Origin of the sequence: Edaphovirga cremea, assembly GCF_003332275.1 — a bacterium.
In the GTDB taxonomy this organism is placed as follows: Bacteria; Pseudomonadota; Gammaproteobacteria; order Enterobacterales; family Enterobacteriaceae; genus Edaphovirga; species Edaphovirga cremea.
In genome coordinates this window covers 60,289-84,202 of sequence record NZ_QOVA01000004.1, presented here as the reverse complement: position 1 = coordinate 84,202, position 23,914 = coordinate 60,289, and the positions used below count along the sequence as shown (strand labels likewise).

Here is a 23,914-nt window from a genome sequence, read left to right as displayed (position 1 = left end):
ATACGTAGAAACACAACCGGGCCACTCAGGCCCGGTTGTTAATTGCTTCAGGCTTTTTTGCCTGCAAGCAGGTCGAGTACTTCCTGCACATTTTCCGTCTGGGACAACCGCTGGATAACGCTGTCATCATCCAATGCGTTGGTCAGACTGGTGATGACCTGAATGTGTTCATTGTTACGTGCGGCGATACCAATAACCAGTTTGGCAACTTCATCTTCCTCCTCACCGAAGCGAACACCTTGCGGATACTGACAGAAGACGATACCGGTTTTCAGCACGCGATCTTTGGCTTCAATCGTACCGTGTGGAACGGCAATCGACTCACCCAAATACGTTGAGGTCAGTCTTTCACGATCCATCATCGCGTCGACGTATTCCGGTTCAACGTAACCGCCTTTAACCAGTTGCTCACCGGCAAAACGAATCGCCTGCTCTTTTTCTGAAGCATGCAGACCCAGGAAAATATTGGCTGCCGTCAGTTTAAACAGATTTTGTTCCGTCGCATCAACAGTGTGATCCTGCGTGGTGATCACTTTCTGCTGGAGCTCATTGGTCACGTTGGCAGCAACCAGGCGCGCTGTCAGATCGCTGTACAGCTTGCTGTCCAGGAAGTTGGTCAGCGAAATGTGCTGTGCCTGTGGCGCATGGCGCATCGCCCGCTCAGTCAAATCACGGTGAGTGATAACCAGATCAACATCTTCCGGCAGGCTATTGATGGCCATGTTGGTGACTGAAATATTCTTCAGTCCGGCATCCTGTACCTTCTTGCGCAGAACACCTGCACCCATCGCGCTTGAGCCCATACCGGCATCACAGGCAACGATGATTTTACGTACGGTAGAGAGATCGCCATCCGCGTGGGCAGAAACGACGCCACCTTTGGACTGGGCTTTCATCTCTTGCATGCGACGGGTCGCTTCTTCGATATCATCATCGTCTTTGACTTTGCTGGTTTTCAGCAAAACAGCGGAAACAACAAAGGAGACGGCAAACGCGGCAACAACCGCTGCTATGTTTGCAAAGTAAGCACCTTTTGGCGTCATCGCCAGAATCGCCAGAATGGAGCCAGGAGATGCCGGGGAAACCAGACCGCCATTCAGCAGGGTCAAGGTAAATACGCCAGTCATACCGCCCAGAATAACCGCAAGGATCAGACGCGGATTCATCAGGACATATGGGAAATAGATTTCGTGAATACCACCGAGGAAGTGGATGATCGCTGCACCGCCAGCAGACTGCTTGGCACTGCCACGGCCAAAGAAAATGTACGCCATCAGTACACCCATACCTGGGCCTGGGTTGGCTTCAATCAGGAAGAAGATTGATTTACCCGCTTCGGTGGCCTGCTGGATACCCAGCGGCGAGAAGATGCCGTGGTTGATTGCGTTGTTGAGGAACAGGATTTTCGCCGGTTCTACAAAGATTGACGTCAATGGCAGCAGGTTATGCACCACCATGATATGGACGCCTGCCGCCAGGAATTTCGACAGCAATTCTACCAGCGGTCCAATCGCCAGGAACGCCAGAATTGCCAGCAGCATACCGATAATACCGGCCGAGAAGTTGTTAACCAGCATCTCAAAGCCGCTTTTGATCTTGCCGTCGACCCACGCATCAAACTTTTTGATGGCCAGGCCGCCCAGCGGACCTGCGATCATCGCGCCAAGGAACATCGGCATGTCCGCACCAACAATCACACCCATGGTGGTAATGGCACCGACAACACCGCCACGATCGCCACCCACCAACTTACCACCGGTATAACCGATCAGCAGCGGCAGCAAATAGGTGATCATCGGACCAACGAGTTTGGCTAATGTCTCGTTCGGCAACCAGCCTGTTGGGATAAACAACGCTGTAATGATCCCCCAGGCGATAAATGCACCGATATTGGGCATCACCATATTGCTTAAGAAGCGGCCAAAATTCTGGACCTTGACCTTAACGTCTGGTGAAAGCATAAAACACACCCCTATTGAAACGCGCTTACAATAGAGCGCGTGATATTTGTTGAGACGATGGCAAAGCCCCGTCGATATTGCTGATTGCAGGCGAACTCTAGCACCTTATGTTTTACTCGCGTAGCGCGCGGCAAAAGTGTGACTAATATCACATCATACCCCCCTCACCACCCACCACTTGCGTGACTTGAATCACAAAAAGTCCGTGTAAAAAAGCTACAATACCCACCGTGATGATGAAAATAGGGTTTTTATGTGATTTAAATCACATAATAGTGAAGGCTATTTATCGTTGAGTTGTGATTTGCGTCACAAAGAATTTTCATTTGGATGACCGATTTAATGCTTAAAAAGTCACCACTTGATAAGTGTAGTAAATATGACCGAATTTCTTCATAGAAAATGAAAGAAAATTACCCACCTGCAATAACGAAATCACCCTCGATCTCAAACTATTCCCAATGCATTCTTGAGGTAGAAGGGAGGTGTTTTCTTCACTTCATAGGGGAGATGAGGAATCATTAAAAGCGAGGGAAGAGAGGATAACGCCTTTGTGCAGCGATTAACTGCACAAAGGGTTTTATTGGCTAAGGCTGACCCTGAACCACTTTCTGAGCGTTTTCCAGAGTTTGCTGTTTTGCCTGCAGATTCGACATCATTGCATTATATTGCGTCACTTGCTGCTGAGTCTGAAACTGCACGTTGTTGTTGTTGAAGGTCACTTGATTCCCCTGCTGCTGTAGGAAATCACCCACCTGAACCAGATCCTGGGCAAAGCTCGCTGTCGGGGTGATCAACGGCATCAGTGCGTTGGCTGGACCGGTGACGACATTGTCATAGACCTGGTTGTAAACCGCCTTTAAATCGTCCGGATGCTTCATCGCTGCATGCGCGGTATCAGCCTGCGCCTTGGCGGTCTGAATCTGCTGCCCCAGCATATTCAGCGTGCCCAAAGACTGCTGCAAGGCTTCACGCTTGCGTAGATAGTCCTGAGGCGTACGGATATCCAGAATGTGGTTAACCACGGGTGCCATACCGTTGTCGATGGCCTGCTTGAATTGATGCGAGAACGTGACCAATACGGTGTAGTCATTCGCATAATTACCTAACTTCTGTTTTTGATCTTCACTCAGTGATGGCAGGTTTTGCCCATTGCGCATCACGGTGTTTTGCAGATAATCGATAAATTCTTTACGTTGTTCCGGTTCTTTATCACCACACGCGGTGAGCTGAAAAACCACCAATAAAGCCATTACCGGCGCGAGCCAGCGCGCAAAAATTCTGCTCCGGTTCCCTACAGCCATGTGTCATAACTCCTGTTACAAACATTATTTTCATCAGATTCTGCCAGATACAGAACGTCTGTGCCTGTAAGAATAGATCATCCGCAGTCGATAGGATAACCAGATCGCACGCAGAAGGTGTGATTTGTTGATAGGAATCGTCTGATGGGCGAAAAAAAAGCACCGGGGCATCAGCCTCCAGTGCTTCTTCCGTCGTTCCGTCCACACTATCATTATTGCAAAACAGCTGTTATTGCAGTACTGAGATGTCCGCGACCTGCAGGAACAATTCACGCAACTTGCTGAGCAGCGTCAGACGGTTGATACGTACCGCCTCATCGTCCGCCATGACCATGACTTGATCGAAGAACGCATCGACAGGTTCACGCAGGGTTGCCAACTGAACCAACGCCTCACGGTATTGACCAGCAGCGAACAGCGGCTCAAGTTTGTCACGCAGCACCACCAGATGTGTCGCCAGTTTCAGCTCGGCAGGTTCTTTCAGAACCGAGGCGTGGACATGGTCGTACAGAACATCGGTTGATTTAGCGAGGATATTGGACACGCGCTTGTTAGCTGCCGCCAGCGTTGCTGCTTCATCCAGCGTTCTGAAGTGCGTCACGGCCTTCACGCGGGCATCAAAATCAGCCGGACGGGTTGGGCGACGGGCCAGAACGGCCTGAATGGTGTCTACGCTATGACCTTCGTCCTGATACCAGGTACGGAAACGGCCCAGCATGAACTCGATCACTTCATCAACAACCTTGGCATTGGTCAGCTTGTCGCCATAGAGGCGCACCGCTTCTTCCGTCAGCGTTTGCAGATCAAGATTGAAGTTCTTCTCAACAACGATGCGCAGAACGCCCAGCGCAGCACGACGCAGCGCAAACGGGTCCTTATCGCCTTTCGGATGCTGCCCAATGCCGAAAATCCCGGCCAGGGTATCCATCTTGTCAGCGATCGCCAGCGAACAGGCCACCAGCGAAGACGGCAGGACATCACCGGCAAAACGCGGTTGGTATTGTTCATTCAGGGCAACGGCCACATCTTCCGCTTCACCATCGTGACGCGCATAGTGCATGCCCATCACGCCCTGAGTGTCAGTGAATTCAAAGACCATATTGGTCATCAAATCACATTTGGACAGCAGCCCCGCACGGGTCGCATGGTTGACGTCGGCACCGATCTGCCTGGCAACCCAGCCAGACAACGCCTGGATGCGGTCAGTCTTGTCACGCAGCGTACCCAGTTGCTTCTGGAACAGTACCGTTTCCAGACGCGGAAGATTATCTTCCAGACGTTTTTTACGGTCAGTGTTAAAGAAGAACTCGGCATCGGCCAGACGCGGACGCACCACTTTTTCATTACCCGAAATGATTTGCTGCGGATCTTTGGAGTCGATATTGGTAACGAAAATAAAGTGCGGCAGTAATTTGCCGTCAGCGTCGTAAACCGGGAAGTATTTCTGGTCACCCTTCATGGTGTAAACCAGCGCTTCCGCAGGCACCGCAAGGAATTTCTCTTCGAATCTGGCGGTCAATACCACCGGCCATTCGACCAGGGAAGTGACTTCCTCCAACAGGCTTTCACTGAGATCGGCTTTACCGCCAATCTGCTGCGCGGCCAGCTCTGCGTCCTGTTTGATTTTCGACTTACGCAGTTCGTAGTCGGCGATGACTTTACCGCGTTCCAGCAGAATCTGCGGATACTGATCGGCATTGTCGATCGTGAATTCCTGCTCACCCATAAAACGGTGGCCACGGATCCTACGGCCAGATTCAATACCGAGAATGGTCGCCGGAATCGACTCGCTGCCCAGAAGCAGGGTGATGGTATGTACCGGACGCACAAACTGGGTGTCGGAATCGCCCCAGCGCATCAGTTTTGGAATGGGTAATCTGGCTAGCGAAGAGGCAATCATCGCAGGCAACAGCGTTTGTGCGTTCTCGCCTTTCACATGGGCGCGATACACCAGCCATTCGCCTTTATCGCTGGTCAGGCGGTCAGCCTGATCGACAGTAATTCCGCAACCGCGCGCCCAGCCTTCAGCGGCTTTGGTTGGCTTGCCTTCGGCATCAAATGCCTGGGCGATCGCCGGACCGCGTTTTTCAACTTCGCGATCGGCCTGCGCAGCACGCAAATTGGCTACTTTCAGCGCCAGGCGGCGCGGTGAGGCGAACCAGGTCACGTCGCCATGTTCCAGGCCCGCGCTGTCTAATTCTGCCGTCACGTTGGCAGCAAAAGATTCTGCCAGTGAACGAAGAGCCTTCGGCGGCAGCTCTTCCGTGCCGATTTCCACCAGGAAAGTCTGTTGAGTCATGGCTGCCTCTTAATTCTTGTTCTTTTTGCACATCGGGAAGCCCAAAGCCTCACGCGAAGCATAATAGGCTTCGGCGACCGCTTTGGTCAGGGTGCGAATGCGCAGAATGTAACGCTGACGCTCCGTCACAGAAATTGCTTTGCGAGCATCCAGCAGATTAAAGCAGTGCGCAGCTTTGAGAATGCGTTCATAGGCTGGCAGCGGCAGCGGTTTTTCCAATGCCAGCAGCATCTGCGCTTCTTTTTCATACTGTTCAAAACAGGTGAACAGGAAATCGACATCGGCGTATTCGAAGTTATAGGTGGATTGCTCCACTTCATTCTGATGGAAAATATCGCCGTAAGTGGTTTTGCCCAGCGGCCCGTCACACCAGATCAGATCGTATACGCTGTCTACGCCCTGGATGTACATCGCCAGACGCTCAAGGCCGTAGGTGATTTCGCCGGTAACCGGTTTGCACTCCAGACCACCCACTTGCTGGAAGTAAGTGAACTGCGTCACTTCCATGCCGTTCAACCAGACTTCCCAGCCGAGTCCCCAGGCACCCAGCGTTGGGTTTTCCCAGTTGTCTTCGACGAAGCGAATGTCATGGATGGTCGGATCGAGACCCAGCTCTTTCAGGGAACCGAGATACAGTTCCTGAATATTGTCGGGTGACGGCTTGATAATCACCTGGAACTGATAATAGTGCTGCAGGCGGTTCGGGTTTTCGCCATAACGGCCATCAGTCGGGCGGCGTGAAGGTTGAACATAGGCGGCGGCAATGGGCTCTGGGCCGAGTGCGCGCATACTGGTCATTGGATGGGAGGTACCCGCGCCGACTTCCATGTCCAATGGTTGAACAATGGTACAGCCCTGGCGCGCCCAATAGTCCTGTAAGGTCAGGATCAGGCCCTGGAAGGTCTTGGTATCAAACTTTTGCATGTTGGATTCGCACGCGATACAAGTGGGTTTATTTAGAATGCGCCAGTATACCCGTTGACCGTAAGATATACAGCCAGAATCCCTTATCAAGTGTGAATCATCGCGGATTTGATGCCATTTTTTAGCCGGTTAGGCGCAATTCCGTACGCTATAACCGGCCTGAAACACGCCTTAAAACTTGGCGCTGACCCCCAGGTTGTACATAAACTGCTCGCCGCTGCTTAAACCGCCCGTCTGCGATACGGTGGCAAAGGCTGCCACGCTGTCGGTCAGTGGCACATTGGCGCCGACAGTGACGTCCACCCAATTTGCATCCTGCGTAGCAGTGTCCACGCTGAAGCGGGTCTGGGTCGATTTCAGGCCACCATTGGCACGATAGACGTCATCACCAAACTGATGCTGGTAACTGATCTGTGCATAGGGATTGATGATGCCCAGACTTGCATCCATTCGCCACCCAAGGGCACCAATCTGCGAATGATAGGTTTGATCGCCAAAGCGCATCGCAGTGCTGCTGTCGCTCTCTTCGCTATAACCGGACACATTGCTGTAATCCCAGGCGAATTGCGCCAGCGGCCCGGTTGTCAGGTTGGGAAGCAATGGAAAATCCCAGCCCGCCGTCAGGCGCATACCTATTTGCTGCCCATCGGTACTGCCCCGTTCAGTCCGCTCTGCCGGTCCCAAAACCATGCTGCGATTGATATTGTCATAGTCCATGCTGGCAAAATGCACATCGGCATTCATCCAGCCATTTTCTTGAATTTTCAACGCACTGAATGCCGAGACCAAATAACCGCGAGCGGTGTAGTCATAGCGGCTGGAGGGTTGTTGATCGTCATGGGAACCCGATAACAGTGCCCCCACCAGCCAGTCATCCGTCAATTGATAATCAACGCCAATCGTCAGATTATGCGTGGTGGCATTCCCATCGCCAGCATTGATATTGCCTGAGTAATCATATTGTTGGCCGGCATAACCGCCGAACACGCCAAACGTGCCCTGCGGGTTGTCCTGGAATCGTAACTGCTGAAAACGGCTGTCGAGAGTGGCTCGGGTGTCGCGTGACATCGCCATAGTGGCCTGATTGAGCGCCACCACTTGCGACGGGCCATTCAGCACGGCCTGCAAATAGTCGGCGATCAGCGCGTGCCCCTGCGGGCTGGGGTGAAAATCATCGGCAAACAGAAAAACTTTACTGGCATCAAAACCCGGCATAGTGGATTGGCAGACAGAAGAAGAAACGCCCACCGGACAACTTATCCCTGCGGTGTTGGCAAAGCCGTAACGCGCCGGATCGGCCACCACTTCGTTGAACAACCCATTGACATCCACGCGCACAATGTTGCCGCCATTTTGCGCCAACTGCCGATCTTCCGTGCTGTTATACAGTTCGGTGAGCTGCCCGGTCTGTACGAGCAGGTTGTCATAGGCCGAAATCATCGCCTGGGCAATCGCCGCCTGCACCACAGCCGAATTACTGCCCAACTGAGCGGCTTCGGTCAGCGCTTGATGAATCGCCTGTTGCCTTGATGCGGCATCGAGCGTAGAGGTGGCATTCAACGAGGCATACGCCGCCTGCACAGCCGCGCCCTGGATCGGCGTTAATGCACTTTGAATGACCAGTTCCATTATTGTGGGCGTGAGCCCGATATTGGGTACCGTCGGTACAATAACCGTGCCCGCACCGGCGCGGATTAACGCATCCACCTGTTCGGCTGCGGCACTGGCACTGTAAGCGGCAACATTGGCGGCGGTCATGGGGTTCAGCGCGGCCACGGCCAGATCGTTACCCCCAATCCAATGAATATAAAGGCCATCTCCATCCGCCCGTCCTTGCACCTGCTCGAGGTAAGTACTGACCTGGCTGGCGGTATTGTCCTGCGGATTCAGTTGCACAACGGCCACGGCTCTGCCCGCGGCATAGTTCAGCCCGCCGTCATCGGAGGGCTGCAGCGCACTGTTTATCCGCGCGGCAAGAATTTCGTCGTATATAAGATGTTTACTGCTGTCGTAGGTGTAGCGACCGTTATTGCCGGTATCACTCAGGCTATCACCGAAAACATAGAGTTGATCGTAAGCAAACACAGCGGGCTGGTTGCAAAGCCATAACGCCACTGCCAGCGCCACGCGGCGCCTGCACCACTTTTTTCTCACCATAATTAATCGATCCCAGAGAGCGATTGGCGGTTTTTTTTAATTGATTACTTTTGGATAGTAAGAATCTATCTCAATGAACATAGTTCTATTGAGATAGATTCTAAGTCTAAGCATTGCTCAGTTCTTGTCCACGTCAAGCCTCACACAATAAAAAGCCATCTGTTGCGTCTATGAAGATGAACATTGATGATGTCCATCAATTCATCAGCAAAGGAAGCGCCACATGACACGCTGTAATTGGGTGACTAACGATCCGCTCTATATTGAGTATCACGACCACGAATGGGGTATACCTCAAAAAGATAATCAGAAGCTGTTCGAAATGTTGTGTCTGGAAGGGCAACAGGCTGGACTGTCGTGGATTACGGTGCTGAAAAAACGCGAACATTATCGCCGATGCTTCCATCAGTTTGACCCGCAGAAAATTGCCCAAATGACCGAGGAAGACGTGGAAACCCTGGTTCAGGATGCGGGTATTATTCGCCATCGCGGAAAAATCAACGCCATCATTTCCAACGCCCGCGCCTATCTTGCCATGCAGGAAAAAGGGGAGGATTTTTCCCAGTTTATCTGGCAGTTCGTCAACCATCAGCCGCAGATTAACTATCCGCAGATACCGGGTGATATACCGGCAAAAACCGATGTGGCAGAAGCCATGTCCAAGGCATTGAAAAAACGTGGTTTCAAATTCATCGGTGCGACCATTTGCTATGCCTTTATGCAGGCGAGCGGCCTGGTGAACGATCATCAGACCTATTGTCAGCATCAACCGGCACAGCACGGATGATTCGCCGCTCTCAGCCCCACGAATTAGATGAACTGATGGCATTATGGTTGCAAAGCACGACCGAGGCCCATCCCTTCATTTCTCAGGAATATTGGCTTGAGAGCGAAGAACTGGTGCGAAATAGCTATATTCCACAATCCCAGACGTGGGTATGTGTCAGAAAGGGGAAAATTACGGGTTTTATCAGCGTACTGGAGAAACGTTTCATTGGGGGCTCTTTTCGTTGATAAAGCATTTTATGGTAAAGGAGTGGCCGCCGCACTGATGCGTCAGGCTAAAATACGTTTTCCCGTACTCAGCCTTGAAGTATACGAACAAAATCGACGTGCGCGCGCCTTCTATCAGAAGCAGGGATTTATTACCATTGATAAGAGTTTTAATGAGGAAACTCAGTCCGCTCTGCTCATTATGGCCTGGTCGGCCGATTGCTAAAACCCCTTCCCTTTTCATTCCCAGAGTTTTCTTAATGCCAACCGACGCTATTTTCCGCATAAAGTGCATGGCGGAAAATAGCGTAACGGAATAATGAAATAGCGCAGTTGAGAAAAAGTTACAGAAGTTGCATTTACTCATCTTTTGACACCGTTTTCCCCTGAACAGTGTCGAATTACGCAGGTCATACTTGGCATGCTCCATGTTGGCTGCATATTGCTGTTTAAAAAGTGCGCATCTTGGCAAATATCTTGGCAAGTAGTTGGGTGGTCGCGAGTACGGCCACTCTGTCAGACCCCATGAGGAAAAATAATGAAAAAACGCATTCTCGTTATTGCAGGTGCGGTAAGCATTGCATTAGCCCTTGCTGGCTGTACCACCAACCCCTACACCGGCGAGTCTGAGGCGGGAAAAGCCGGGATCGGTGCTGGCGTAGGTGCTGCGCTGGGGGCAGGAATTGGTATGCTCTCCTCGTCCAAACACGATCGCGGCAAAGGGGCACTGATTGGTGCTGCTGCCGGTGCCGCGTTGGGTGGTGGCGCGGGTTACTACATGGATGTGCAGGAATCCAAACTGCGTCAGAAAATGCAAGGAACCGGTGTCAGCGTGACCCGCCAGGGCGAGAATATTGTGTTGAACATGCCGAATAATGTCACCTTTGATACCGACAGCAGCAGCCTGAAACCAGCGGGAGCCAATACCCTGACCGGTGTTGCCCAGGTACTGAAAGAGTATGAGAAAACAGCCGTCAATGTGGTTGGCTACACCGACAGTAGCGGCAGCCGTGCACATAACATGACGCTGTCGCAACAGCGTGCAGACAGCGTTGGCAGCTCACTGATTCTGCAAGGCGTGGCGGCGACACGCGTACACACTACCGGCGCAGGCCCGGATAATCCGGTGGCCTCCAACAGCACTCCCGAAGGGAGGGCGCAGAACCGCCGGGTGGAAATCACCCTCAGCCCGCTGCAATAATCACGGCAATGAAAAATAGTCGCTGAACCGCAGACTCCCCAAGGCTGGAATCGAACAGTACCCGGCAACCAGCCGGGTATGCTAGTCTCCTGATTCAGTAACCGTAAGGGAGGTAGCGCTGTGAGCAGAAACGAGGGAGCAGGCGTATCCGGACGCGCGACAATCAGTGATGTCGCCAGAACGGCCAGAACAGGGAAAACCAGCGTATCGCGTTATCTGAATGGCGAACAAAATCTGCTTTCTGACGATCTGAAACAGCGCATCGAAGACGCCATCCGCACGTTGGATTACCGCCCAAGCCAGATGGCCCGCAGCCTGAAGGGCGGCCAAACCCGCCTGATTGGACTGATTATTGCTGATATCACCAACCCCTATTCCGTCGATATTCTGCGTGGTGTCGAAGCCGCCTGCCGCGAACACGGTTTCACCTTACTGGTGTGTAATACCAACAATGAAGTGAATCAGGAACAGCACTATCTGCAACTGCTTAGCAGTTATCGCGTGGAAGGGATTGTCGTGAATGCCGTGGGAATGCGTGAAGAGGCGCTATCCATGCTACAGCAATCCTCACTCCCGATGGTGTTGATTGACCGTAAAATCCCTGGTTTTGCCTGTGATGTGGTGGGCCTGAATAATCAGGAAGCCGCAACGCTGGCGACTGAACATCTGATACAGCAAGGCTTTGAAGCCATTTTGTTTCTGAGTGAACCGATTGGTAGCGTGAATACCCGTCTTGAGCGCCTGCATGCGTTTCAACGCACCATGCAACAGCACGCCGACCTCTTGGCCGCTCATGATGAAGTGACCCTGAATAATAACCAGAAGTTGGAACAACAACTCAGTGACTTCAACCGTCGGCATCGTGGTATGCGAAAGGCCGTGCTGTCGGCCAATGGTGCATTGACACTGCAAATAGCCCGCGCGATGCGCCGATTGGGTATTCGCTGGGGCAATGATATTGGTCTGCTGGGTTTCGATGAACTCGAGTGGGCCGAACTGGCTGGCGTTGGTATCACTACCCTCAAACAACCTACCTACGAAATGGGCTTTTCAGCGCTGGAGCAATTGCTCAAGCGCATTCAAGGCGCCCAGGAGCCAGTCAGTGAGCAGGCTTTCTCAGGTGAATTGATTATCCGCGGATCGACTTCGCTACAGCCACACTAAACATCGTCAAATCACTACAAGCAATACCCCAGCAGCCCCCGCTTTTTACAGCTGCTTCCTCTGATTCTATTGTCAGTATCGCCCATATTTCCTTCAGTTCGTGACTCCGATCATAGTTTGAAACTCGCCCACTTTTCAATGGAACCGGTTCCATCTAACGTAACATTAACAAAGCAGGTGGTGTTTTAACCACTTTAAGGAGTTTGGAATGAAGAAGATTGTGGTCGTCACGGCAGCCTATGGCCGGGACAAAGTTCGTGAACTGGGTGGGCAACAGGCTTTACTGCCGATTATCGCCGGAGCGGGTGCTGATGGTGTGGAAATCCGTCAAGAGTTGCTTTCACCTGAAGAGATGAAGGCGTTGCCTTCGCTGGCCAGCGCTATCAGGGAACAAGGCTTGTTTGCCGTCTATTCTATTCCGCAGGCATTGTTCGATGAACAGGGAAATCTTAATGCCGCCCTGCCCGATTTTTTTGCCCAGGCCCAGCAAGTGGGGGCAACGAGCGTGAAGCTGTCGCTCGGCCATTATCGCCCTGGCTGTGAACTCTCTACGCTGAAAGCTCTACTGAACCAGCAACGGGTCAAACTGGTGGTCGAAAACGATCAAACGGTCGATTGCGGCATCCTGTCGCCACTCAGTGCATTTTTCCAGGCCGCCAGCGAAGCACATCTTCCCCTGTCGATGACATTTGATATGGCTAACTGGCATTGGGTCGGACAAGAGCCCCTCGCCGCAGCCTTGCGTCTGGCGCGTTACGTCAGCTACGTGCACGTCAAAGCCGCCGCGCGCCGTCAGGATAAATGGCACGCCATAGAATTGGCAGAAAGCGATGGCAGTTGGCGCAAGCTATTGAATCATTTACCCAATGATGTACCGCGCGGCATTGAGTTCCCATTGGAAGGCACTGACCTGCTTGCCATCACCCGCGATTATGTCAATCTTCTGCGCGTGGAGTAACGAATGATGAGCCAACAACAAACGGCGCAATGTGTACTCGATGTCGTCACTTTCGGTGAAGCGATGGCGATGTTTGTCGCTGAACAACCTGGTGATTTGGCGGACGTTGGACATTTCAGCAAACGCATTGCCGGTGCAGAACTGAACGTTGCCATTGGTCTGGCGCGGCTGGGATTGAACGTCGGCTGGGCGAGTCGTGTGGGTAACGATTCCTTTGGGCGATTTACCCTACAACAGTTGAAAAAAGAGCGCATCAACAGCCAGCAAGTGATTGTTGATGAGCGCTATCCCAGCGGCTTTCAGATGAAATCCAAACAAATGGATGGAACCGATCCCAGCGTGGAATATTACCGCAAAGGGTCGGCGGCGAGCCATCTATCACCTATAGACTTTAATCCAGACTATTTTTTTGCCGCGCGACATTTGCACCTGAGTGGCGTGGCGGCGGCGTTATCTGACGATTCTTTACGGCTGTCACAGCATGCTGCCAAAGAGATGCGCCGCATGGGTAAAACCATCTCTTTCGATCCCAATTTACGCCCGGTGCTGTGGTCAAGCGAGCAGGTGATGATCGAGCAGCTCAATGCGCTGGCCTTTGCTGCGGACTGGGTTTTGCCCGGTTTAAAAGAGGGACAGATTCTGACCGGTAAGAGAACGCCGAACGAGATCGCCGATTTTTACCTACAGCGCGGCGTGAAAGCGGTAGTCATCAAAACCGGCGCTGACGGTGCCTGGTTTAAAGATGCAGCCGGTCATCAAGCCGCCGTACCCGCCTGCAAAGTCGATAACGTGATTGATACCGTGGGCGCAGGTGATGGATTTGCCGTTGGCGTCATCAGTGCCTTGCTTGAAGGCGCATCGCTGGAAAAAGCAGTTAAGCGTGGCAACAAAATCGGCAGTCTGGCAGTTCAGGCCATTGGCGACAGCGAAGGGCTGCCCACGCGTGAACAGTTAGGCGAGTAGCGACTCTTATACCCACCCTATACCGCCGCATCCTGCCTCTGACCCTACATCGGAAAAGCTGCGGCTCCAGTACTCTACTGAAGGATTAATGACATGAACGAAGCAAAAATCACCGTCAAACGCTGGTGGTATATCATGCCGATCGTGTTTATCACCTACAGCCTTGCCTATCTCGATCGGGCAAATTTCAGCTTTGCCTCTGCCGCCGGTATCAACGACGATCTTGGTATCACCAAGGGCATGTCTTCCCTGCTCGGCGCGCTGTTTTTTCTCGGTTATTTCTTTTTCCAGATCCCTGGCGCGATCTACGCTGAACGTCGCAGCGTCAAGAAATTGATTTTTGTCTGTTTGATCCTGTGGGGCATCTGCGCTTCCCTGACCGGTGTCGTCAGTAATATCCCGATGCTCGCCGCCATTCGTTTTGTCCTCGGTATTGTCGAAGCCGCCGTTATGCCCGCCATGCTGATCTATATCAGCAACTGGTTTACCAAGTCCGAACGCTCGCGGGCAAATACCTTTCTGATTCTGGGTAATCCAGTGACTGTGTTGTGGATGTCGGTCGTGTCCGGCTATTTGATTCATGCCTACGGCTGGCGCGAGATGTTTATCTTTGAAGGGATCCCGGCCATCATTTGGGCATTCTGCTGGTGGGTGCTGGTAAAAGATAAACCAGAGCAGGTGAGCTGGTTGAGCAATGAGGAAAAATCCGCCCTGCAAGCGCAATTGGCGAAAGAGCAGGAAGGCATCAAGGCAGTGCGCAACTATGGCGAAGCCTTCCGCTCGCGCAATGTGATTCTGCTTTGCATCCAGTATTTTGCCTGGAGTATCGGGGTTTACGGCTTTGTGCTGTGGTTGCCGTCCATTCTGCGCAGCGGTATGGAAATGGGGATGGTCGAAGCCGGGTGGCTGTCAGCGGTTCCCTATCTGGTCGCGACCATCGCGATGATCGCGGTCTCCTGGGCCTCGGATAAAATGCAGAACCGTAAACTCTTTGTCTGGCCTTTGCTGTTGATTGGCGCGCTGGCCTTTATTGGTTCTTATGCTGTCGGTGCCAACCACTTCTGGATCTCTTATGCCCTGCTGGTCATCGCCGGTGGTGCCATGTACGCCCCTTATGGGCCATTTTTTGCCATCATCCCTGAGATGTTGCCGCGAAATGTTGCTGGTGGTGCAATGGCATTGATTAACAGCATGGGGGCATTGGGATCGTTCTTTGGTTCATGGTTCGTTGGCTATCTGAATGGATCTACCGGCAGCCCAGCCGCTTCCTATGCTTTTATGGCGATCGCATTGCTGGTTGCCGTGGTGTTGACCATCATCGTAAAACCCGCGCAGGTCAACGCCCACCCGCAGACGGTTTAGAAATCCCTAAGCCACAGAGGACGTTGGGCAACAGCCCAATGTCCTTCCACAGTCATTATGCTATGTTAAATTGTTACTCATACTAATCGTTAGCTTGCTGGAGTTTGTGATGAAGCCTTCAATCGTACTGTACAAAAAACTTCCCGCCGACCTTCGTCAACGACTGGATCAGCACTTTACCGTCACCGAGATCGACGGTCTGACCAGCGAAAATCATGCGCAGGTACTGGATGCACTGCAACAGGCAGAAGGTTTGATTGGCTCTGGCGGTAAAGTGGATAAAGAGTTCCTCGCCCACGCTCCGCGCCTGCGTGCGGTATCCACCATTTCCGTAGGTTATGACAACTTTGATGTCGATGAACTCACTCGCCGAAAAATTCCGTTGATGCATACGCCCACCGTCCTGACCGAAACCGTCGCCGATACCCTGATGAGCCTGATGCTGGCTAGCGCGCGGCGGATCGTGGAAGTTGCCGAGCGGGTCAAAGCCGGGGAATGGCAGAGCAGTATCGGGCCAGATTGGTATGGTGTGGATGTTCACCACAAAACCATCGGCATCCTCGGTATGGGTCGAATCGGGATGGCGCTGGCGCAACGTGCCCATTTTGGTTTCAGCATGCCGGTGCTGTATAACGCCCGTCGCGAGCATCTGGATGCCGAAAAGCGCTTTAATGCCCGCCGTTGCGATCTCGACACGTTGCTGGCTGAATCAGATTTCCTCTGTGTCATCCTGCCGATGAACGATGAGACTTACCATATGATCAGCCGCGAACAATTGGCGAAAATGAAGTCCAGCGCCATCCTGATCAACGCGGGTCGCGGGCCGGTGGTTGATGAAGAAGCGCTGATCGCTGCGTTAAAAGACGGCACTATCCATGCCGCAGGGCTGGACGTATTTGAGCAAGAACCGGTTGCGGTTGATTCTCCTTTGCTAAGCATGCCAAACGTGGTTGCACTGCCACACATTGGTTCTGCAACACACGAAACCCGCTACGGTATGGCCGCCTGTGCGGTAGATAACCTGATTGCTGCATTGACCGGGGACGTTAAAGAAAACTGCGTTAATCCGCAGGTTCTGAAATAACCCACTGTACCTTCTATCGCAAAATGCCAGCCGCCGGTTACCGGTAGCTGGCTTTTTATCTCAACTGATTGGTTCTCGCTAAATATTCCGCAAAATTTCCCCTCTCATCCATCGCTCTCATCCACAAAAAAGCGCCTCAGGGATGAGGTTGTTTCTTATACGACTGGCACAGTATCCAAGACTGATAACGATAAAAAATCCCTACGCAAACAAGGAGCGTCATGAAACGTCTCACTCTTTCTCTCTTGATGGTGCTGTCACCTGCCGCTTTGGCTGACTGGACCCTGGCTAACTTTCCCCCCTTCAGCGAACAACCGAGCGGAATTTTTACCAGCAGCGCCGCATTGAAAAAGGGCGAGTATCCGCTGACGTTGAAGCAGAATAATCAGTGCTGGCAACCCACCAGCGCAGTAAAACTCAATCAGACCTTCTCGCTGCAACCTTGCGAAGGACAGGCGCCGATTGCATGGCGGTTGTTCCGTGATGGGCAGTATCAGATCCGCATTGATACCCGCAGCGGCACGCCGACGCTGGCGCTCAGCCTGCAACAGCAGCCTGATGCCGACGTGGTGAAAGTCAGCCATACCTGCCAGCGATGGAACGGCAAACCCGTAACCGTTGATGTGCGCAAAACGTTCAGTGAAGGGGAAACGGTACGCGACTTCTACTCAGGCCAAACGGCAAAAGTCTCCCTGGGTAAAATTACGCTGCAACCGGCGGAGGGAAGCGGCGGTTTACTGCTCCTTGAGTCGGCTGATACCGAGGGGAAAGCACCGTTCAGTTGGCATAATGCCACGGTCTATTTTGTGCTGACCGACCGTTTCGAAAACGGTAATCCCGCCAACGATCACAGCTATGGTCGCCATAGCGACGGCAAGCAGGAGATTGGTACTTTCCACGGTGGGGATTTGGCCGGGCTGACCCGAAAACTCGATTACCTGCAACAGCTTGGCGTTAATGCGCTGTGGATTAGCTCACCGCTGGAGCAGATCCACGGCTGGGTTGGCGGCGGCACCAAAGGGGATTTCCCGCATTATGCTTACCACGGTTACTACACGCAGGACTGGACCCGGTTGGACGCCAACATGGGTAATGAGGAAGATTTGCGGACTCTGGTCAACGAGGCGCATAAACGCGGAATCCGTATTCTTTTTGATGTCGTTATGAACCATGTCGGTTACGCCACATTGGCAGATATGCAAACCTTCAAATTTGGTTCGTTGTATCTGAAAGGTGACGAAATCGAGAAAACGCTGGGGAAAAACTGGACTGACTGGACGCCAGGCCCGGGGCAAAACTGGCATAGTTTCAATGACTATATCAACTTCAGCGATCAAGCTGGCTGGGCCAACTGGTGGGGTAAAAACTGGATCCGTACAGATATCGGTGACTACGACTCCCCCGGTTTTAACGATTTGACCATGTCACTGGCCTTCCTCCCGGACATCAAAACTGAAGCCCCGGGTCCCAGCGGGTTGCCGGTGTTTTTCCGCAATAAACCCGACACTGCCGCCCGTGAGATCCCAGGAGCGACAACGCGTGATTATCTCACTCACTGGCTCAGCCAATGGGTGCGAGACTACGGTATCGACGGTTTTCGTGTAGACACCGCCAAACATGTGGAAAAAGCGTCATGGGTTCAACTCAAACAGCAGGCCACGAGCGCGCTGGCAGAGTGGAAAGCCGCAAATCCACAGCAGGCACTGGACAATGCGCCCTTCTGGATGACAGGTGAAGCCTGGGGTCATGGCGTGATGCAAAGCGATTACTTCAAAAATGGCTTCGATTCGATGATCAATTTTGATTTTCAGGATCAGGCATCACAAGCGCTGGATTGCTTCTCCAATATTGAACCGGTGTACAGCCAGATGGCTGAAAAACTGCAAAATTTCAACGTATTGAGTTATCTCTCATCTCACGATACGCGGCTGTTCTTCAATGACGATGCCAAAAATAGCCTGATTAAACAGCAGCGGGCTGGTGATTTACTGCTGCTAGCACCGGGCGCGGTGCAAATCTACTACGGCGATGAGAGCGGGCGGCCATTCGGCGCTACCGGTTCCGATCCGCTGCAAGGTACCCGTTCCGATATGAACTGGCAGGATATCCCCGGCAAAAGTGCTGCGTTGCTGACGCACTGGCAAAAACTGGGCGATTTCCGCGCGCGTCACCGTGCGTTGGGCGAAGGGACACAGACCGCACAGCAGACGGCTGATTACTTCACGTTCAGCCGTCAATTCCAGAACGATAAGGTGATGGTTGTCTGGGTCGGCGATCAAACGCAATAACCGTGGTTTATCCTGCCTTATCTCAGGCTGTCGATATATGCGGGTAGCCTGAGCTCTGGAAACTTGATTGCACCCGTCAATCAGTGGCGCTATGGTGGTATTCCACACATTGATAACAACTGATTAGTCCTTTATGACGTTTTCTATTTTCGGCGACAAATTCACCCGTTTTTCGGGCATTACCCGGTTGATGGGTGACATGAACGATGGCCTGCGAACCCCTGGCGCAGTCATGCTGGGCGGTGGCAATCCAGCGAAAATTCCAGAGATGCAGGTCTACTTTCAACAGTTGTTTCAGGAGATGCTTGAGCAGGGAAAACTGACCGAGGCACTGTGCAACTATGATGGCCCGCAGGGTAAAGACGTATTGCTCAAAGCACTGGCCACCATGCTGCGTGAAGAGCTGGGATGGCAGATCGAACCACAGAATATTGCACTGACCAATGGCAGCCAGAGCGCGTTTTTCTACTTGTTCAATCTGTTTACTGGCCGCCAGAAAGACGGTTCGCTGCGCCGGGTTCTTTTCCCGCTGGCCCCTGAATACCTCGGGTATGCCGACGCCGGATTGGATGAGGATCTGTTTGTTTCGGCTAAACCGAACATTGAGCTACTCCCCGAAGGGCAATTCAAATATCACGTTGATTTCGAGCATCTCACCCTCGGTGACGATATTGGCATGATCTGTGTGTCGCGTCCCACTAACCCAACGGGTAACGTGCTGACTGACGAAGAGTTGATCCGCCTGGATTCGCTGGCGCAGCAGCGCAATATCCCACTGTTGATCGATAATGCCTACGGCGTTCCTTTCCCCGGAATTATTTTCACTGACGCCAAGCCTCTGTGGAACCCGAATATCATCCTGTGCATGAGCCTGTCAAAACTCGGCTTGCCGGGGGCGCGGTGCGGCATTGTGATTGCTGACGAAAAAGTCATCTCGGCCATCAGTAATATGAACGGTATTATCAGTCTGGCTCCCGGTGGCGTTGGCCCCGCGATTGCTACCGAAATGATTGTCCGTGGTGATTTGTTACGTCTCTCGGAAGAGGTGATCAAACCCTTCTACTTTCAGCGCGTACAGCAAACCATCTCGATACTGCGCCGTCATCTGCCGGTCGAGCGCTGCCTGATCCATAAACCTGAAGGTGCCATATTCTTGTGGCTATGGTTTAAAGATCTGCCGATTACAACAGAAACGCTCTACCAGCGCCTGAAGCAGCGCGGCGTGTTGATGGTGCCTGGCCACTATTTCTTTCCTGGGCTGGAGCACGACTGGCCGCATACGCATCAGTGCATGCGAATGAATTACGTACCCGATCCCGAGCAGATAGAACGTGGCGTGATGATTCTTGCAGAAGAAGTTGAGCGGGCACACGCGGAGAAATAAGAGAACGCCAGCGGTTATAGGCCGCTGGCGTTCAGGATCACATCGTCCAGAACAGAACCGCGAGTAGTTGCGGGGACATAATGCGCAGGAACATTGCCAATGGATAGACCGTGGCATACGACAGTGCCGCAGCGCCATTGGTCGGGTGCAGTCCGTTCGCAAACGCCAGCGCCGGTGGATCCGTCATCGACCCAGCCAGTATCCCGCACAGCGTCAGGTAGTTCATTTTCGTCATCATCCGCGCCAGAATCCCAACGGTCAACAACGGAACCGCCGTGATAACTGCACCGTAGCCGATCCAGGTCATGCCATCACCGTGGATCAGCGTATTGATGAAATCACCGCCGGATTTCAGTCCAACTACCGATAAAAACAGCACGATACCCAATTCACGCAGGGCCAGGTTGGCACTGGGCGGCATAAACCAATAAAGTTTCCCGATGCTGCCGATACGTCCGAGGATCAGCGCCACCACCAGCGGCCCACCGGCCAGCCCCAAGCGCAATGCGGCAGGGAAGCCCGGAATAAACAGTGGGATAGAGCCCAGTAAAACCCCGAGGCCAATACCAATGAACACCGGCAGCATCTGCACCTGCTGGAGTTTTTGCTGGGCGTTGCCCACAATCGCGGCCACCGCATCAATCGACTGCTTACGTCCAACCAGATTCAGAATATCGCCGAATTGCAGGCTTGCATTGCTTCCAGGAATCAACTCGATACCCGCACGGTTCAAACGGGAAATCACCACGTCATAGGTTTGCTTAAGGTTAAGATCACGGATCTTCTTCCCCAGAACCTGTTCGTTGGTGACCACAACTCGCGCAACCTGAATTTCGGTACCGCGCGTAGAGAGTGAAACATCCACTTCTTCGCCAATCACCAATTGGGCCCGCAGCAGGTCAGCCCGTTGCCCCACCAGATGCAGCAGGTCTCCCAATTCGATAACCGTAGTCGGGGCTGGAACCTGTAACTGATCGCCACGTTTGAGGCGCGAACAGACCACCTCATCACTGTTCAGCATTGGGATGTCCTGAATCTTCAGGCCGTTCAGGTTGGGATTACACACTTTGACGTTGATGGTATGCAGCAGTTCTGCGTTATGGCCATTGCTGGCATCAAAGGCTTTGGCCTCCTCATCAATCTTGACTTTAAACAGCATGCGGATCATCCACATGACCAGCAAAATGCCGCAGATCCCGAACGGATAGGCCATGGCATATCCCATCCCCATCTGATTGACCAATAGCGGATCCGAGCCCAAATCCGTCAGGATCTGTTGTGCGGCACCCAGAGATGGTGTGTTTGTTACCGCCCCTGAGAAAATGCCCAGAATGATCGGCAGCGATACCCCGAACAGTTTGTGGATGATGGCCGTCACCAGACCGCCAACGAGTACCATGAGAATGGCAAAACCATTGAGTCGTAAACCCGACACCCGCAATGAAGAGAAGAAGCCTGGGCCCACCTGAATCCCGATGGTATAAACAAACAGGATCAGGCCAAACTCCTGGATGAAATGGAGCATGTCTCCATTCAGCACGAGTTGATAGCTTTGGGCAAAATGGCCAACAATGATGCCGCCGAACAGTACCCCTCCAATTCCCAGTCCTACACCGTAAATACGCCAGTTTCCAATCCATAGACCCAATACGGCGACCAGTGCCAACATACTGACCGTCAGGGCGATATCACTCATCATCCACATCCTTGCCAACATTTGCCTGCAGAACCCCGATTCTGGCTACAGTCACGGGGGATCACTTACATTTTGCAATGATTCTCTCAGATGATGAAAAGAGTAATTGTGGGGTGTGCCACAGATTGGAGTAGTTAAAAAAACCGGGGAGAAACAACGCCCTTCGCCCTTATGATTATTTATCAGCGAAAAGCAGGAACGGTTCAGCATAACTCTCTGAACTCATTGGGATCCTCTATTTTTGGATATTATTCATCAGACGTGGCAACTAAACGACACAAACAAGAAAGCCGGGAAGAAGAGTATTCCCCCCGGCTTATCTCTGGCTACATTTGCCTGATCAAGGGTGCGGCAGGCATTGCTATCTGCCGCAACTGTCGATTACTGGCTTTCGATCGCCGGACGTTCGGTCCCGATAGCGATACGCTGTGGCTGCAGTGCTTCCGGTACATCGCGAACCAGATCGATATGCAGCAGGCCATTGATAAACTGCGCTTCGGCAACATGCATATGTTCCGCCAGCGTGAACGTCAGGGAGAACTCTTTGCAGATCAGCCCCTGGTGCAGATACTCCACCTGACGATCGCTGGGCGTAGGTTTACCTTTGACGGTCAAGCGTGGACCTTCAACTTCAATATCCAGTTCACTTTGCTTGAAACCAGCCAAAGCCAGCGAGATGCGATAGTGGTTATCGTCACTTTTCTCAATATTGTAGGGAGGGAATCCCTGTGCGTCCGGACCGCCTTGCATGGTACTGGCAAGTTTATCAAAACCGATCCACTGACGAAGTAATGGGGAAATATCATAGTTACGCATATATAACTCCTTCTTGGAAGCGAGAATAAACCACCTGATAACGGGATGTATCAGGGCTGCCCCCTTACGGCGGGCAATTCAAATTATTTCGAATGCAACTAATTCAATAAAAATAGCTTCATTGTTGATTATTTAATTTCAATTCGACGCGGCTTCAACGTCTCCGGAACAATACGTTCCAGATCAATAAACAGGAGGCCGTTTTCTAATTTCGCGCCCTTGACCTTAATGTGTTCAGCCAATTGGAATTTTCTTTCAAAATTACGTTCTGCGATGCCCTGGTATAAATAGCTGCGTGGCTGCGCTTCTGCTGTATGGGCCCCTTTCACAATCAGCAAATTGTCATGGGTGGTGATATCCAGCTCTGACTCAGCAAAGCCTGCAACGGCTATCGCAATACGGTAATGGTTCTCGTCAACTAACTCGACATTGTACGGAGGATAGCCACCGCTCTGGTTTTGCCCTGATTCAATTAAATTAAACAGTCGGTCAAAACCGATGGCCGAACGATACAGCGGGGAAAGATCAAAATTACGCATAAAAACTGCCTCCTAACATGCAGCGAGGTTTAAAATAGTCACCTTCCAATAATGGACAGGCAATTTGGCCCGAATACCCTTTCGGCATATTCTGTTCTCTGTGGCCGTGTTATAAAAATGGTGACGCCAACGTTTTTTTCAACTGTCCGCATGAAAAAAATTTTCCTGCATGGAAATTTAACCGGTAAATGCTGTCAAATCACTTACACTGAATGAGTTTGCTGCACAGAGTGGGAATTCTCTACCGCTATAGCGTGTTTTTAATAAGATTATTCTTCATAAAAGTGACAAATCTACCGGGAGCAGATTTGAACGCTGCTTGCAGCGGCCCCATAGGGGCGAGGCTCATGGATAAACCGAGTAACAACGCTACAGCTTCAAGTACCTCGTGTGGGATGGGATAGATGATGATAAAAAACACATTATTGCTGATAGCAACCGGATGTGCCCTTATCGCGACAACCGGGTGTTCTAGCATAATGAGCCATTCAGGTGGCAACCAGGGATATTATTCCGGTACACGCGCCAACGTGGAAATGATGAAAAGCGAGGACACGGGATGGGTAATGACACCGCTGTTGGTGCTCGATCTTCCGTTTACAGCGGTAATGGATACTGTGCTGCTCCCTTACGACTACTATCGCTCAGATAAAGACAAAACCGTTAATTCACCGCGTGAAAGGATTAAACGCAGTGAGGAGCGCACGCTGGCTGGCGGTGCGACTACACCACCATCGGTAAGTACCAGTACGGCACCTTGAATAGGCTGAAATGACTTTTTATTAAGAACCGGAGCCTGTTTTTAATGCAGGCTCCGGTAC

At 52.1% G+C, this 23,914-nt stretch carries 18 protein-coding genes and 1 pseudogene; 11 read left to right on the top strand and 8 right to left on the bottom strand.

The window, feature by feature from the left end:
- Positions 1-47: 47 nt before the first annotated feature.
- The 5 genes from DRI82_RS07400 to DRI82_RS07380 all read right to left on the bottom strand — a co-directional run bounded on the left by DRI82_RS07400 (position 48) and on the right by DRI82_RS07380 (position 8,645).
- Complete coding sequence (locus DRI82_RS07400) at positions 48-1,961, bottom strand: PTS mannitol transporter subunit IICBA (protein ID WP_114192868.1); 1,914 nt, start codon at positions 1,959-1,961, stop codon at positions 48-50.
- A gap of 587 nt (positions 1,962-2,548) precedes the next feature.
- Positions 2,549-3,265, bottom strand: a complete 717-nt coding sequence (locus tag DRI82_RS07395) for a DUF3053 domain-containing protein (RefSeq protein ID WP_114192867.1) — start codon at positions 3,263-3,265, stop codon at positions 2,549-2,551.
- 229 nt (positions 3,266-3,494) lie between these two features.
- Entirely contained in the window at positions 3,495-5,564 is a 2,070-nt protein-coding gene (glyS, locus tag DRI82_RS07390) for a glycine--tRNA ligase subunit beta (RefSeq protein ID WP_114192866.1), read from the bottom strand.
- Positions 5,565-5,573: 9 nt separating this feature from the next.
- Entirely contained in the window at positions 5,574-6,488 is a 915-nt protein-coding gene (gene glyQ, locus DRI82_RS07385; RefSeq protein ID WP_114192865.1) for a glycine--tRNA ligase subunit alpha, read from the bottom strand.
- A 171-nt stretch (positions 6,489-6,659) separates the two neighbouring features.
- On the bottom strand, positions 6,660-8,645 hold the full coding sequence (locus tag DRI82_RS07380) for an autotransporter outer membrane beta-barrel domain-containing protein (RefSeq protein WP_114192864.1): 1,986 nt from the start codon (positions 8,643-8,645) through the stop codon (positions 6,660-6,662).
- Between the two features lie 223 nt (positions 8,646-8,868).
- Here DRI82_RS07380 and DRI82_RS07375 point away from each other — a divergent pair, with 223 nt between their 5' ends.
- The 10 genes and pseudogenes from DRI82_RS07375 (at position 8,869) to DRI82_RS07330 (ending at position 20,042) form a co-directional block, all read left to right on the top strand.
- Complete coding sequence (locus DRI82_RS07375) at positions 8,869-9,432, top strand: DNA-3-methyladenine glycosylase I (RefSeq protein WP_114192863.1); 564 nt, start codon at positions 8,869-8,871, stop codon at positions 9,430-9,432.
- Positions 9,429-9,864: pseudogene (locus tag DRI82_RS07370) on the top strand (N-acetyltransferase). The gene DRI82_RS07375 and the pseudogene DRI82_RS07370 overlap by 4 nt, the downstream one beginning before the upstream one ends.
- A gap of 312 nt (positions 9,865-10,176) precedes the next feature.
- Positions 10,177-10,839: an OmpA family lipoprotein gene (locus tag DRI82_RS07365; protein ID WP_114192862.1), complete on the top strand. Its 663-nt coding sequence runs from the start codon at positions 10,177-10,179 to the stop codon at positions 10,837-10,839.
- Between the two features lie 120 nt (positions 10,840-10,959).
- Positions 10,960-12,003, top strand: a complete 1,044-nt coding sequence (locus tag DRI82_RS07360; RefSeq protein WP_114192861.1) for a LacI family DNA-binding transcriptional regulator — start codon at positions 10,960-10,962, stop codon at positions 12,001-12,003.
- A 208-nt stretch (positions 12,004-12,211) separates the two neighbouring features.
- Positions 12,212-12,961 (top strand): sugar phosphate isomerase/epimerase family protein, encoded by a 750-nt coding sequence (locus tag DRI82_RS07355; RefSeq protein WP_114192860.1) that lies wholly within the window; start codon positions 12,212-12,214, stop codon positions 12,959-12,961.
- Between the two features lie 3 nt (positions 12,962-12,964).
- Positions 12,965-13,924 (top strand): sugar kinase, encoded by a 960-nt coding sequence (locus DRI82_RS07350; protein ID WP_411703950.1) that lies wholly within the window; start codon positions 12,965-12,967, stop codon positions 13,922-13,924.
- A 93-nt stretch (positions 13,925-14,017) separates the two neighbouring features.
- A complete protein-coding gene (locus DRI82_RS07345) occupies positions 14,018-15,286 on the top strand; it encodes an MFS transporter (protein ID WP_114192859.1) in 1,269 nt (422 codons plus the stop codon).
- Between the two features lie 109 nt (positions 15,287-15,395).
- On the top strand, positions 15,396-16,370 hold the full coding sequence (gene ghrB, locus DRI82_RS07340; protein ID WP_114192858.1) for a glyoxylate/hydroxypyruvate reductase GhrB: 975 nt from the start codon (positions 15,396-15,398) through the stop codon (positions 16,368-16,370).
- Positions 16,371-16,591: 221 nt separating this feature from the next.
- The gene (locus DRI82_RS07335; RefSeq protein WP_114192857.1) at positions 16,592-18,658 is read left to right on the top strand and encodes an alpha-amylase; all 2,067 of its coding nucleotides are present in this window, start codon (positions 16,592-16,594) and stop codon (positions 18,656-18,658) included.
- A 133-nt stretch (positions 18,659-18,791) separates the two neighbouring features.
- Complete coding sequence (locus DRI82_RS07330) at positions 18,792-20,042, top strand: valine--pyruvate transaminase (RefSeq protein ID WP_114192856.1); 1,251 nt, start codon at positions 18,792-18,794, stop codon at positions 20,040-20,042.
- Between the two features lie 37 nt (positions 20,043-20,079).
- Here the strand turns inward: DRI82_RS07330 and DRI82_RS07325 are convergent, their stop codons facing one another.
- The 3 genes from DRI82_RS07325 to ibpA form a co-directional block, all read right to left on the bottom strand.
- Positions 20,080-21,738, bottom strand: a complete 1,659-nt coding sequence (locus DRI82_RS07325; protein WP_114192855.1) for a putative transporter — start codon at positions 21,736-21,738, stop codon at positions 20,080-20,082.
- Positions 21,739-22,119: 381 nt separating this feature from the next.
- The gene (gene ibpB / locus DRI82_RS07320; protein ID WP_114192854.1) at positions 22,120-22,554 is read right to left on the bottom strand and encodes a small heat shock chaperone IbpB; all 435 of its coding nucleotides are present in this window, start codon (positions 22,552-22,554) and stop codon (positions 22,120-22,122) included.
- Positions 22,555-22,682: 128 nt separating this feature from the next.
- Positions 22,683-23,093 carry a small heat shock chaperone IbpA gene (ibpA, locus tag DRI82_RS07315; protein WP_114192853.1) on the bottom strand — a complete coding sequence of 137 codons (411 nt, stop codon included), beginning with the start codon at positions 23,091-23,093 and terminating at the stop codon, positions 22,683-22,685.
- Positions 23,094-23,497: 404 nt separating this feature from the next.
- Between ibpA and DRI82_RS07310 the strand changes: the two genes are divergently transcribed.
- The gene (locus DRI82_RS07310) at positions 23,498-23,854 is read left to right on the top strand and encodes a YceK/YidQ family lipoprotein (RefSeq protein WP_114192852.1); all 357 of its coding nucleotides are present in this window, start codon (positions 23,498-23,500) and stop codon (positions 23,852-23,854) included.
- The last annotated feature ends 60 nt before the right edge of the window (positions 23,855-23,914 follow it).